This window comes from Microbacterium sp. CCNWLW41, from assembly GCF_037083505.1.
In genome coordinates, this window is record NZ_JBAOJP010000016.1 from 100,952 (window position 1) to 113,904 (window position 12,953).

Annotated in this window: 13 protein-coding genes; 2 read left to right on the forward strand and 11 right to left on the reverse strand. The window is 72.7% G+C overall.

Features of this window, described 5'->3' with window-relative positions; translation table 11 throughout:
* Positions 1 to 231: 231 nt before the first annotated feature.
* From V6R91_RS35030 to V6R91_RS35045, 4 genes are all read right to left on the reverse strand, one after another.
* A complete protein-coding gene (locus tag V6R91_RS35030) occupies positions 232 to 1,458 on the reverse strand; it encodes a Dyp-type peroxidase (RefSeq protein WP_336399163.1) in 1,227 nt (408 codons plus the stop codon).
* Positions 1,455 to 2,045 (reverse strand): copper chaperone PCu(A)C, encoded by a 591-nt coding sequence (locus tag V6R91_RS35035; RefSeq protein ID WP_336399164.1) that lies wholly within the window; start codon positions 2,043 to 2,045, stop codon positions 1,455 to 1,457. Before V6R91_RS35035 ends, V6R91_RS35030 begins: the two co-directional genes overlap by 4 nt.
* Before the next feature lie 131 nt (positions 2,046 to 2,176).
* Positions 2,177 to 2,881 carry a copper resistance CopC family protein gene (locus tag V6R91_RS35040; protein WP_336399165.1) on the reverse strand — a complete coding sequence of 235 codons (705 nt, stop codon included), beginning with the start codon at positions 2,879 to 2,881 and terminating at the stop codon, positions 2,177 to 2,179.
* A 151-nt stretch (positions 2,882 to 3,032) separates the two neighbouring features.
* Complete coding sequence (locus tag V6R91_RS35045; protein WP_336399166.1) at positions 3,033 to 3,644, reverse strand: hypothetical protein; 612 nt, start codon at positions 3,642 to 3,644, stop codon at positions 3,033 to 3,035.
* Between the two features lie 77 nt (positions 3,645 to 3,721).
* Here V6R91_RS35045 and V6R91_RS35050 point away from each other — a divergent pair, with 77 nt between their 5' ends.
* The gene (locus V6R91_RS35050) at positions 3,722 to 4,105 is read left to right on the forward strand and encodes a hypothetical protein (RefSeq protein WP_271061860.1); all 384 of its coding nucleotides are present in this window, start codon (positions 3,722 to 3,724) and stop codon (positions 4,103 to 4,105) included.
* 306 nt (positions 4,106 to 4,411) lie between these two features.
* Here the strand turns inward: V6R91_RS35050 and V6R91_RS35055 are convergent, their stop codons facing one another.
* From V6R91_RS35055 to V6R91_RS35075, 5 genes are all read right to left on the reverse strand, one after another.
* Positions 4,412 to 5,785: an FAD-dependent oxidoreductase gene (locus tag V6R91_RS35055; protein WP_336399167.1), complete on the reverse strand. Its 1,374-nt coding sequence runs from the start codon at positions 5,783 to 5,785 to the stop codon at positions 4,412 to 4,414.
* A 12-nt stretch (positions 5,786 to 5,797) separates the two neighbouring features.
* Entirely contained in the window at positions 5,798 to 6,859 is a 1,062-nt protein-coding gene (locus V6R91_RS35060) for a polyprenyl synthetase family protein (RefSeq protein WP_336399168.1), read from the reverse strand.
* Positions 6,860 to 6,986: 127 nt separating this feature from the next.
* Positions 6,987 to 7,706, reverse strand: coding sequence for a class I SAM-dependent methyltransferase (locus V6R91_RS35065; protein WP_271061862.1), 720 nt, complete (start codon positions 7,704 to 7,706; stop codon positions 6,987 to 6,989).
* A 169-nt stretch (positions 7,707 to 7,875) separates the two neighbouring features.
* Positions 7,876 to 8,811, reverse strand: a complete 936-nt coding sequence (locus tag V6R91_RS35070) for a hypothetical protein (RefSeq protein WP_336399169.1) — start codon at positions 8,809 to 8,811, stop codon at positions 7,876 to 7,878.
* A gap of 260 nt (positions 8,812 to 9,071) precedes the next feature.
* Entirely contained in the window at positions 9,072 to 9,659 is a 588-nt protein-coding gene (locus tag V6R91_RS35075) for a hypothetical protein (protein WP_336399170.1), read from the reverse strand.
* A 98-nt stretch (positions 9,660 to 9,757) separates the two neighbouring features.
* On the opposite strand from V6R91_RS35075, the gene V6R91_RS35080 reads away from it, so the two are divergent.
* Positions 9,758 to 11,029: an isochorismate synthase gene (locus V6R91_RS35080; protein WP_336399171.1), complete on the forward strand. Its 1,272-nt coding sequence runs from the start codon at positions 9,758 to 9,760 to the stop codon at positions 11,027 to 11,029.
* A 21-nt stretch (positions 11,030 to 11,050) separates the two neighbouring features.
* Here the strand turns inward: V6R91_RS35080 and V6R91_RS35085 are convergent, their stop codons facing one another.
* The gene (locus tag V6R91_RS35085) at positions 11,051 to 11,533 is read right to left on the reverse strand and encodes a GNAT family N-acetyltransferase (protein ID WP_336399172.1); all 483 of its coding nucleotides are present in this window, start codon (positions 11,531 to 11,533) and stop codon (positions 11,051 to 11,053) included.
* Positions 11,534 to 11,547: 14 nt separating this feature from the next.
* Positions 11,548 to 12,408 (reverse strand): polyphosphate kinase 2 family protein, encoded by an 861-nt coding sequence (locus tag V6R91_RS35090; protein ID WP_336399173.1) that lies wholly within the window; start codon positions 12,406 to 12,408, stop codon positions 11,548 to 11,550.
* Between the last annotated feature and the right edge of the window lie 545 nt (positions 12,409 to 12,953).

The following is a 12,953-nucleotide window of genomic DNA, read 5'->3' on the forward strand; positions in this document are numbered from 1 at the left end:
GCGACACCAGGTCACCACGTTTCGACTCGTCGCTGCGCTCCTCGCTCGACGACCGAAACCCCCGGTCGTTGAGCGAGCGCAGCGAGACGAAACGCCCACCCTCCCCCGCGAAACCGGGTCACCACGCTTCGACTCGTCGCTGCGCTCCTCGCTCAACGGCCGAAGCCCCCGGTCGTTGAGCGAGCGCAGCGAGACGAAACGCCCCGGCCCGCACGACGACCGGGGCGTCGCTCACGACAGCAGCGTCTCCCCGATCCAGCCGCCCTCGGCGCAGCCCGGCGGGATCGCGAACACCGCGGATCCGATCGGCGTCGTCCACGTGTTGAGCAGGTCCAGCTCGTCCAGACGGCGCTGCAACGGCACGAACTGCGCGTCCACGTCCGCCTGGAACGAGACGAACACCAGCGCCGACTCCGACACCTCCTCCCCCTCGGGGTTCGCGTCGTCGTTGTAGGCGCGCCGGAAGATCCGCTCCCGCGGGTCGTCGCTGCGCGCCCGCCGGACGTGGGAGAACGCCGGGATGACCGGGAACCCCACCGGAGTCAGCGCCTCGAAGTCCGGTTCGTCATGCTCGCGATTCCCGGTCAGCGGCACGCCGTCCGACAGGCGCCGGCCCACGGACTGCTCGCGGCCGGCCCGGTCGATCCGGTCCCATCCCTCCAGGTCGAGACGGATCCGGCGGATCACCGCGCCGGTGCCGCCGGCCAGCCAGCCGTCCCGGATCCACACCACGCACTCGAAGTCCGCGGTGCCCGGCCGGGGGTTGGACGTGCCGTCGACCTGCCCGAAGAGGTTGCGCATGGTCGTGCCGGGGGCTTCCGTGCCGTGCGCCCGGCGGAACCCCTGCTGCCGCCACCGGACCCGTGCGAAGCGGCGGGCGTCCTTGAGGAGCATCCGCGCCGCGTGCGCCACGGTGAGCGGATCGTCCGCGGCGATCTGCAGGAGCAGGTCTCCGTCTCCGAGCTCGGGGCGGAGCCGGTCCACGCCGAACGCGGGCAGCGGGCGAAGCCACGACGGGGCCTCTCCCCCGGCCCGGGCGACGAAGCCGGGACCGAAGCCGAACGTGATCGTCAGCCGGGCCGGGGACGCCGCCAGTTCGGGCTCGGTGTCCGCCAGCGCGCCGCGGCCGGCCGTGAGCCGGGCCGCGTCGTCGCTGAGCGTGCGCATGAGACCGCGCAGCCCCTCCCGGTCGACGCTCTCCCGCAGATCCAGACCGAGGAACACCGCGTGCGCCTGCGCCGGGGTGGCGATCCCGGCCTGATGCTCGCCGTGGAAGGGGACGGTGTCTCCGCCGTGCACCGGTGCCGACTCCGGCTCGACCGGTCCGGGATGGGGGACGACGAGGCGTTCGACGCCGAGCGCCGCGACCGCGCCGACGCCGGCGGCAGCCCCTCCGAGGAGGAACTGCCGCCGGGTCGACCGGGCGCGGCCCGCGTCCTCCGCGGGCCGCGAGCTCATCGCGCGCTGTTCCCGCCGTGGCCGCCGTGCTCGCCGCCCTCGTAGCTCTCGTTCGCGCCGGCGTAGTCCTTCACCGGGGCCGAGACCGTGAGCGAGGAGCCGTCGTCGAACGTCAGCTCCAGCTCCACCTCCTCGCCCGGGCGCAGCGGAGCCGACAGCTCCATGAGCATGATGTGGTCGCCGCCGGGCTCGAGCAGGTGCGTTCCGCCCGCGGGGATCGTGAAGCCGCCCTCCTTCTCGCGCATGACCATCTGGCCGGACGCGTCGGCGGCGGTCTCGTGCAGCTCGACCATGGACGACACCGGCGTGGTGACCGAGACCAGGGTCGCGTCCGCGGTGCCGGCGTTGCGGATTTCGCCGAAGGCCGCGGACATGCCCTCGTCGGCGGCCTTCACCCAGGCGTCGACGACGGAGACGTCCTCGGCGCTCGCGGTCGCGGCGGAGGAGGCGGCCGGGGTCTCCGGCGCGGCAGCCGGCGCGCAGCCCGCGAGGGCGAGCGTGGCCGCCGCGGCGAGGACGGCCAGGCGTCCGGCGCGACGACGCGAGACCGGAGCGATCGAGGAGGCGGAGAACAGGGAACGGGTCATGATGTCTTCTTTCGAGGTCGTCGAGGAGACCGGGCGTGGGCGCGCCGAGTCTGCGACCGGACGCACGGCGTCCACGGTCGATCGGTCGCTCCCGGCACGGTGCCGGGGCGACGGTGAGGGTCGGTCGCCGCTCAGGCGTCCGTGTCGGAGGAGGATCCCTTGCCCGGAGCCGAACGGCGCCGCATCAGGACGGTGACCAGGATCACGATGATCGCGCCCACCACGACGACACCGATGACGATGCCCAGCAGCGGCCCGGCCTCGCCGGCATCGCTGCCCGACGCCGGAGGCGCGGTGTCCTTCGGGGTCGCGGTGTCCTTCGGGGCCGCCGTCGCGGACGGCGTCGCCTGGTCGGAGGGCGCGGCGCTGGCGCTGGGCTCCGGCGAGACCGCCGCTCCGTTCGCGACGGAGAACGGGATGATCCCGGAGATCGGGTGCCCGTCCGACGAGGTCACCGCCCAGCGCGCCTCGTAGGATCCCGCCGCGAGGTCGTCCGCGACGGGCGCGGTGACGATGTTGCCCACGATGGTCGCCGGTCCCGCGACATGATCGTCGCCGTTCTCGTCGATCACGGCGACCACGGCGGTGCCCTGGAGGACGTCGGCCGAGTAGGTGAGCACGATCTCCGCCGGCGCGGTCTCGAGAACGGCCGGGGAGCCGTCGTCGGTGAGCGCCGGGGTGGAGTCGACGAGCTCGTCATGGGCGGCGGCCGGCAGGGCGGTGCCGAGCACGGCGGCCAGGGCGACGGCGACGCCGACCAGCGCGGTGCGCACCGCGGACCGGCGTCGGGCGGGCCGCGCCGCGCGGGCGGAAGGGGACGGATGGATGACGTTCATGATCTCTCCTGCAGGACCCGAGGGTCCGGATGCGCGCCGGAAGGCCGGCGATCGCGGATGTGTGCGGCACGAGGCGTCGTCCGACGGACTCGCGCAGAGGATCGGCAGCCGCCCGAGGCGCGCCGATCGGCCCGCGGATGCGGGCGGCGATTCACACGAACGCGACAGGAGGACCGCGACGGACGACCGCGGTCAAGAGGATCGGACGCCGGGCCGGCGGCGCCGCGGACATCGCCACCCGCTGCTCGCGCGGGGTCTCGATGCCCCGGACCGCTGTCAGGACGCGGATGCTGCGGGAGAACCAGGCGGCGGCATCCGCCGCGATCCCCCCGAGCCGCTTGAGGATCCGCTCCCCGCGATGCAGGGCGAGGATCGTCAGAGCGGCGGCGGCGACGTGGGCGGCCCACATCGGCGCGTCCCCGACGAGCGCGGAGGCGACCGGGTCGGCGCCCGCTCCCCCGCCGGCGAGCAGCACGGTGCCGTGGTGGCCCGTGCCGACCAGAGCCGTCGCAGAGCCGGTGCCCAGCACGAACAGCACATGGAACAGCGCCTGGCTCAGGGACACCGCGATCCCGAGGCGGACGACCGACAGGCGCTTGCCCGCCAGCGGCACGCACACGAGCACGGAGAACACCCACGGCAGCACGATCCCGATCCATCCGGGCATCGCTCCGCCGCCGGCGACGTGCGAGAGCAGCGCCACGAAGGTCGCGACCGACGCCGCGGTGGTCCCGCGTGCGGTGCGTACGCCCCTGGTGCTCATCCTCTCCATGCTAGCCTCGCGGCGCGTCCCCGCCCTACGCTGGGGACGACCGCATCCCCCGACCCCGGAGGCCGCCCATGTCGATCCGCCCGCTCCTCGCCCGCGCCGCCGTGGCCGTCGTGGCCTCCGCGGCCCTGCTCGGGCTCGCGGCCTGCGGCTCGCCCAGCGGCCAGACCCTGCCCCCGGTGATCGTGGACCTCGGGGAGATCGACGGGACGACCGTGGAGGTCGCCGAGGGCAACTCCATCGACCTCACCGGCGACGACACCGCGTTCACGGAGTGGTCCGCCGAGATCGCCGATCCGACGGTCGTCTCCTTCATCCCCGGCAAGGACGACGGGTCCGCCCAGTTCAACCCCGGGCTCGAGGCGCTGCGCGTCGGCACGACCGCGGTGACGCTGGAGAACGCGGCTTCCGGCGAGTCCGTCGCCTTCACCGTCGAGGTCGTCGCGAAGCCCTAGCCGCGCCGTCCTCGTCTCGCCCGCCCGGTCCCGCACGGGCCCACCCGAGCATCAGGCGTTCACGCCGCATCAGGCGTACGGCGGGCCTGCTCGCCTGATCCGGCGCGTTCGCCTGATCCGGCGCGCGCAGAATCAGGCGCAGGATGCGATGCCTGGTTCTCCTGCGCAGAACGCGAGCTCAGGCGTTCACGCCGGATCAGGCGTACGGCGGGCCTGCTCGCCTGATCCGGCGCGTTCACCTGATCCCGCGCGCGCAGAATCAGGTGCAGAATCAGGCGCGGATACGCGCGCAGCCCGGGAGGCGGGTCACTCGCCGCGGGAGACGCGGACCATCTCGTCGCGCGGGACGACCTTGACACGGGCCCGCTCCTGCGGCGCGCCCAGCCCGATCTCGTGCTCGTCGAGCCGGTGCCAGCCATCGAGGTCCGTCCAGCGGACGCCGCGCTCGGCGAGCAGCGCCGGGATGGCCTCCTCCGACGGGTCCTCCGGCTGCCACCACGACCCCTGGTCGTTGATGAGGTGCCGCACGGTCTCCATCGCGTCCGACTTCGTGTGCCCGATCAGCCCGACCGGTCCCCGCTTGATCCAGCCGGTGGCGTAGATGCCCGGCACCCGCTCGTTCGAGTCCTTCGCGAGGACCTGGCCCTCGCGGTTCGGGATGACGCCGTGCTTCTTGTCGAAGGGAACGCCGGGAAGCGGCGAGCCGAAGTACCCGATCGCGCGGTACAGGGCCTGCACCGGCACCTCGCGGAACTCGCCCGTCCCTACCGCGCCGCCCTGGCCGTCCGGACGCGTGCGCTCGTACACGAACGCACGCACGCGCCCCTCGTCGTCGGTGCGGACCTCGACCGGTCGCGCCCAGAAGTGCAGGTGCAGGCGCCGGGACGCCGTGCCCCCGGCGTTGTTCACGGAGTCGCGCTTGCGCCACGACTGCAGCACCCGGTCGATCACCATGACCTGCTTGTTGCTGGCGATCGCATCGCGCGAGGCCTCGTCGTAGTCGAAGTCCTCGTCGTACACGACCATGTCGACGTCGCGCAGCTCGCCCAGCTCCCGCAGCTCCAGCGGTGTGAACTTCACCTGCGCGGGGCCGCGGCGGCCGAAGACGTGGACGTCGGTGACGGCACTCGCCTTCAGCCCCTGGTAGACGTTGTCCGGCACCTCGGTCACGAGGAGGTCCTCGGCGTGCTTGGCGAGCATGCGGGACACGTCCAGCGCGACGTTACCGTTGCCGATCACGGCGACCGAGGCGGCGTCCAGCGGCCACTCGCGCGGCACGTCCGGATGCCCGTCGAACCAGCTCACGTAGTCCGCGGCGCCGTAGGAGCCGACCGCGTCGATGCCGGGGATGTCCAGGGACGTGTCGCGCACGGCACCGGTGGCGAAGATCACCGCGTTGTAGTGCCGCTTGAGGTCTTCGAGAGTGATGTCCTCGCCGAAGCGCACGTTGCCGAACAGCCGGATGTCGCCCCGGTCCAGCACGTCGCGCAGCGCCGTGATGATCCCCTTGATGCGCGGGTGGTCGGGCGCCACGCCGTAGCGGACCAGGCCGTACGGGGCGGGCAGCTGCTCGAACAGGTCGATCGAGACGTCGAAGCGACGCTCCGCCTTGAGCAGGATGTCGGCCGCGTAGATGCCCGCGGGTCCGGCACCGACGATGGCAAGCCTGAGCTTGGTCATGGGTTCCTTTCGTCAGCTGCTGCGGTCGGCCAGCGACTGCGCGAAGCGGGTGAGCGCGTCGCGCACCGGCCCCTTCGGCAGCGGGTCGAGCGCGGCGATGGCGTCGCGCGTCCACGTGCGCGCCAGCTCCAGCGTCTTGGCGGTGACGGCGTGGTCACGTAGGCGCGCGAGAGGCTCGTCCAGGATCGCCGCGTCCTCGCCCTCCGCGATCCGTGCCACGCCGGCGTCGATCTCGGCGGCGAGCGCGGCCGAGGCCTCGTCGTCCTCGGTCGTCAGCAGCAGCGACGGCATCGTCGGGACTCCGGCGCGCAGATCGGTCCCCGGCACCTTGCCGGTGTCCTCGGGCTTCGAGGAGAGGTCGATCACGTCGTCCAGGAGCTGGAACGCGACGCCGACCTTCTCGCCGTAGACGCGCAGCGGCTCCTCGTACTCGGCCGGCGCGCCGGAGAAGATGGCGCCCGCCTGCGTGGCCGCGGCGATGAGGGAACCGGTCTTGTCGGCGAGCACCTGGAGGTAGAACGCGATGGGGTCGTCCTCCGGCTGCGGCCCGACGGTCTCGTGCATCTGCCCGAGGACGAGGCGCTCGAAGGTGTCCGCCTGCAGCCGGATCGCCCGGTCGCCGTAGTTCGACATGAGCTGGCTGGCGCGGGAGAAGAGGAGGTCGCCGGTGAGGATGGCGATGCTGTTGCCCCACACCGCGTGGGCGGCCGGGACGCCGCGACGGCGATCCGCTCCGTCCATGACGTCGTCGTGGTAGAGGGATCCGAGGTGCGTCATCTCCAGCGCCTTGGCGATGTCCACGACCGCCGGGACGTTCCCGTCCCCCAGCTGGGCGGTGAGCAGGGTGAGCACGGGACGCACCCGCTTGCCGCCCGCCTCGTACAGGTAGCGGCTCGTGGCATCCGCGATGGGGTCGGCGACGCGTAGGTCCTCCGCGAGCCCTGTCTCGACGAGGTCGAGTCCGGCCTCGATCTCCCGGGCGAGGCGGCGCGCGGCGGGGCCGACGAACACGCGGTCGCTGAACCCCAGACGGCTCGCGAGGCGCGAACCCGAGGCGGTAGGGCTCGAAGTCACCCGTCCAGCCTACCCGCGCGCCGGATGCGCCGCGTCCGCCCGCCTGCCGATCTTCGAGTGGTCACTTTCTGTGGGTTCACGGCCCGCGAACCCACAGAAACTGACCACTCGATGCGGGGGCGGCGGATTACGCGGGCTTGCGGGCGCGGTGGAGCGCGACGATGCCGAACGACAGGTTGCGGTACTCGACGCCCGTCCAGCCCGCCTCGCGGATCCACGATGCCAAGGTGCGCTGATCGGGCCAGTCCGCGATCGACTCGTTCAGGTAGTCGTAGGCGTCCGCGTTGGTCCCGGCCACCCGCGCGACCCGCGGCAGCACCTGGGAGTTGTAGAAGCGGTAGAGGCCGCGGAAGAGGGGGTTCGGCGGCGTCGAGAACTCGTTGATGACCATGCGCCCCCCGGGCTTGGTGACCCGGAACAGCTCGGCGATCGCCTTCTTGGGATCCTGCACGTTGCGCAGCGCGTACGACATCGTGACTGCGTCGAACTCGTCGTCCTCGAACGGCAGAGCCGTCGCATCCGCCTGCACGAAGCGGAGGTTCGAGCGGTGTCCGTGCCGCCGACGCGCTTCGGCCAGCATGCCGGGCGAGAAGTCGGCCGCCACCACCTCGGCGCCGCTGCCTGCCAGCGAGGCGGAGGACGAGGCGGTCCCTGCGCCCAGATCCAGAATGCGCTCGCCGCGCTTCGGTGCGACCGCCCGCGTCGTCGCCGCGCGCCACAGCGCGTCGTTGCCGAACGTCATCACCACGTTGGTGCGGTCGTAACCGGCCGCGACCTGGTCGAACATCCCGCTCACGCGGGCGGGATCCTTGTGCAGATCGGCGCGATTGGCCTCGTCCGGGGTCATCCCTCGATCCTAGGCTCCGTCACCTGCCCTGACGCCCGGCCGGCCCGTCGGCGCTCTCGGATCCGGGTCCGATCTGCACACCCGATCACGATCCGCACACCCATTCCGTCACAGCCCGTGCAGATCGGGACAAGGTGTGCAGATCGGGGCGAGAGGGGGCTTGCCTGGGTCAGTACAGCTCGAGCTCGAACGAGGGGATGTCGTACACGTTCCACCCGGCTCCCCGAGCGGGGTACACCACGAAGGCGAGCTCCTCACCGTCCTTCGCGACCGGGATCCCGCAGACCAGGCTCCGCTGCATATCGGACGAGTCCTGGCACGCGATGCCATCGAGATCGTAGGTCCACCCCTTGTCGCGGATGCCGACGAGACCGTCGACCAGGCCGGCGGCGATCTGGATCCCGTCCGGGACCGGCTCTCCCGCGAGCGCGGCCTCCGCCACGGCGCGGACCTGCTCCTCGCCGCGGTGCACGACCGGCTCGCCGGGGGCGGTGGTCCCGGCGGCGACATCCACCGCGACGTCGGCCTCCGCCGACAGCTGGTGGCAGCAGGCCGCGTCCTCCGCCGCCGGTGCGGTCCACCGCGCGTGGAACCCCGCATCGGCGGGGGTGAGCGACCAGATCTGCTCGCGGTCGCCGCCCGTCAGCTCCTCCGCGTGGAACGTGGCGACGGGAGCACGGTCCGCATCCCAGACGACGACCACGTTCGGCCAGGACACCCCTCCCTGATCGCAGTACAGCGTCGCGGCGAGGAACGGCTCGCCCGCCGCGTCCTCGCCGATCACCGCTCCCTCGCTCTCCTCGGCACCGGCGGCGACGTCCTCGGCGAGCCCGGGCGCGAGCATCACCCGACCCTGTGCCTCGGGGATCCCCGGCAGCCGGCCGTCGACGAGCACGCCCGCCGGGTGGCCGCAGAGCTCCGGGACGCGGATGGTCTGCAACTCCGCGAGCGCGAAGCGGGCCGTGTCCGGGGTCGGCGACGCCGTGGCCGCGGACGACGCGGGCGGCTCCGAAGGCGCTTCGGAGCCGATGCATCCGGAGAGGAGGAGCGCCGCCGTCGCGGCGGCGACCGCGAGACCGACGCGGATTCCGTAGGTGGGGCGCATGCTTCCACCCTGCCAGGTGTCCGCGATCCGACCGAGCCCCGCGCTCCCGATCCGCACCTGCTGCCGGTCCGGTCCCTGTCCCGAGGTGCAGCCGCGGTGCCCGATCCGCGCACCCGGGCACGATCTGCACATCCGTCCCGTCACAAGGTGTGCAGATCGGGACAAGGTGTGCGGATCGGGACAAGGTGTGCAGATCGGGACAAGGTGTGCGGATCGGGACCGGGATACAGGGATCGGGACCGGGGAGACGACCTGGAGCGTCAGCGGCGGTCGAGACCGAGGGCGACGAGCCGGTCCAGCCAGGCGTCGGGCACCGCGTCGTCGAACGGGGGCGTCTTCGCGCGCACCCTCGACTCCAGATCCAGGGCACGGGCCTCCAGGCGGGCGACGACCTCCGCCGGATATCCGTAGCGCACCCGGTGCGCGTCCCATTCATCGCGATCGTCCACCCACGTGCCGCGGGGCCCCTCCATGCGTACGACGTCGAGATCCATGTCGATCCCCGTCGCCAACAGCGGATCCGCGATGCCGTCGGCCCCGCCCCAGCGGACGTCCCAGCCGAGGTCGATGTAGATGCGCATCCCCTCGGGGTGGTCGCGGTTCACGGTCACCGCATGATCCGCGCCGTTCTCCCCCGGTGCGGGACGCGGCACCAGCGTCACGTTCGGGCCGCGCGCCGTGAAGTCCCGCCCCGGCCGCGCGCTGCGCCAGCCGACCGGTTGCCCGATCCAGTCGCCCCACTCGTCCGCGCCGAGGTACACGCACTCGTGCCGCCAGTGCGGCGAGGCGTCCCACTTGCGCCATTGGAAGATCATCGGGCTGCCGGCGGCGGGGCGGGGAGCGGTCACCTCGCCACTCTACGACCGGCCCGTCGTCCGCCGGACGCAGCGGCGCGGCAACGAGCCCGGCGACCGCGAGGGCGACGCCCGCGGAATAGGCTGGACGGGTGAGCAGTGGTCTGGTCGTGACGACCCGGGAGATCGATCCCATCGAGGATCTTCTGGCGTACGCGGACCCGACGACGCCGACCGCCTGGCTGCGACGCGGAGACGGGATCGTCGCCGTCGGCGCGGGTGTCGCGCGCGTCCTCCGCGTGTCGGCCGGGACCGCCGGCGAACGCGCCGCGGAGCTCGCGGCGCAGTGGCGCACGCTGTCCGAGGGCGCCCGGGTCGACGATCCGCTACGCATCCCCGGCACCGGCCTGGTCGGGTTCGGCGCGCTCGTGTTCGACGGGCGCTCCGCGCGCGACAGCGTGATCCTGGTCCCGGAGGCGGTCATCGGCCGCCATGCCGGACGCACCTGGCTCACGCGCATCACCGACGCCGACGCGCCCGACGCCGACGGTGCCGCGGACGCCCCCTCCCCGCAGGAGTACGGACCGCACTGGTCCGCGACCCTCGGCCCGGGCGCGCAAGGACCGCAGGGCTACCAGGATTCCGTCCGCCGAGCGGTGTCGGAGATCGTGGACGGCCGCTACCAGAAGGCCGTCCTCGCCCGGGACCTGATCGGCACGATCCCCGCGGGTTCGGACGTGCGCCGCCTCGTCCGCGCCCTCGCGACCGGGTACCCCGACACCTGGACGTATGCCGTCGACGGCATGATCGGGGCGAGCCCGGAGACGCTCGTCACGGTGCACGAGCGCACCGTGACCGCACGCGTGCTGGCGGGGACGATCGGCCGCGGAGCCGACGCGGACGCCGATACCGCCGCGTCCGCCCACCTCGCCTCCAGCACCAAGGATCTCGACGAGCACGCGTACGCCGTGCAGAGCGTGCTCGCGTCGCTGCGTCCGCACACCCGGGCGCTCGCCGCGAGCGACCAGCCGTTCATGCTCAAGCTGCCCAACCTGTTCCACCTCGCGACCGACGTGGAGGGCGAGCTGTCCGACGGCGGATCCGCGCTCGACCTCGTCGGGGCGCTGCACCCGACCGCCGCCGTGGCGGGGACGCCCACCGACCTCGCGATGGACGCGATCCGCCGCCTCGAGCCGTTCGACCGGGGACGCTACGCCGGGCCCATCGGATGGATCGACGGCGACGGCGACGGCGAATGGGCGATCGCGCTGCGCTGCGCGCAGATCGACGAGAGCGACGCGCACCCCGGAACCATCCCGATCACCGCCTACGCCGGCGCCGGGATCGTCGCCGGCAGCGATCCGGAGACCGAACTGCTGGAGACCCGCGTGAAGTTCCGCCCGATCGTGGACGCGCTGGCCTGACGCGGCGCCGTCCGCCGGGCCTCAGGGCCGGGGACGCCGCATCGACGGGAAGGGATGCACCCGGAACCCGAACGACGCGTAGAGCGGACGCCCCTCCTCGGTCGCGAACAGCTCCGTGCGCGCGACCGCCTGGCCGTCCGCCCACTCCAGGACCGACGCGACGGCTCGACGGGCATGTCCGCGATGTCGCGCGTGGGGAAGAGTCGAGACGTTCGAGAGATGGACGCGGGAGCCGTCGCCGCCCGGGGACGGGATGCCGTCCTCCCGCACGCCGATCGCGACGGAGACGACGGCGCCCTCTTCCTCGACCACCGCGATGCACACCGCGGGATCGTCGACGTACACGAGGAACCAGTCCCGCGCCGCCCGACGCCACCCCGGATCCTCCGCACCCGCGGCGCCGATCGCCAGGAACATCTCGGCGCGGAGCGTGACGAGCGCGTCCACGTCGTCGCGTTCGGCGGGACGCACCACGACGCCCGGCCCCGTCGAGGGCTCGTCCATCGCCGGATCCCCGGTCACGTCGCGGCGAGGCGAGCGCGTTCCGCGGCGACGTCGAAGTCCGCCACGGGCCACTGCGGGTCGATGTCCTCGAGCGCGGAGATGAGCAGCTCCTGGACGGCCAGCCGTGCATACCACTTGCGGTTGGCCGGGACCACGTGCCAAGGGGCGGCGTCCGACGAGGTGCGCGCGAAGACCGTCTCGTACGCGGCCATGTAGTCGTCCCAGAGCATGCGCTCGTCCACGTCGCCGGGGTTGAACTTCCAGTGCTTGTCGGGACGGTCCAGCCGCTCCATGAGGCGCTGTTTCTGCTCGTCGGCCCCGATGTGCAGCATCACCTTCACGATGCGGGTGCCGGTCGCCGCGACGCGCTCCTCGAAGTCCCGGATCGCCCCGTACCGCCGTTCGATCTCGGCGGCGTCCGCCAGGCGACGAACCCGGCCGATCAACACGTCCTCGTAGTGCGAGCGGTCGAACACGCCGATGTACCCGTGGCGCGGCAGGCGCTTCTCGATGCGCCACAGGAAGTCGTGGGCCCGCTCCTCCGCCGTCGGCGCCTTGAACGCGGCCAGCTCGACGCCCTGCGGATCCACGCCGCCGACGACGTGACGGACGATGCCGCCCTTGCCCGCCGAGTCCATCGCCTGGAGCACGAGCAGCACGGCGTCGTGGGCCTCGCCCGCGACGCTCTCGGCGAAGAGCCGCTCCTGCAGCTCGCCGAGGCGCTCACGGCGCAGCTCCAGTTCCGCCGCGCCGGCCGCCTTGTCCCCGTCGAAGCCCGGATGGGCGTCGGGATCGATGTCGGCGAGTCGGACACCCGGCTCCACTCGGAGGATCTCGGCGGCGGGAGCGCTCCAGCGCGATGCGTGCGTGGCCATGGACCCATCATGCCGGTCCCGCCCGACACCGTCACGGATCCCGTACCGCGCCGTCGGCGAGGTTCGGTCACCGCGTTTCGTCTCGTCGCTGCGCTCCTCGCTCAACGACCGGAAGAGGTGTCGGTCGTTGAGCGAGCGAAGCGAGACGAAACGAAGCAGGGTCGGGTCGCCACGTTTCGACTCGTCGCTGCGCTCCTCGCTCAACGACCGGAAGAAGGAGTCACCCGGGAGCCGAGCGGAGCGATGGCCTCGTCCGACGCGCTGGCATCGGGCCTGGCGGGAGCCGACCGAAGGACGGCGGGGGACCGCGCGACGGATGAGGCCATCGCGCAGCGGACCGCACCCACACCGCGGACCGGGTCAGCGCGTTTCGTCTCGTCGCTGCGCTCCTCGCTCCACGACCGAGAAGGGGGTGACCGCGTTTCGTCTCGTCGCTGCGCTCCTCGCTCAACGACCGGGAAGGAGTCACCCGGGAGCCGAGCGGAGCGATGGCCTCGTCCGACGCGCCGGCATCGGGCCTGGCGGGAGCCGACCGAAGGACGGCG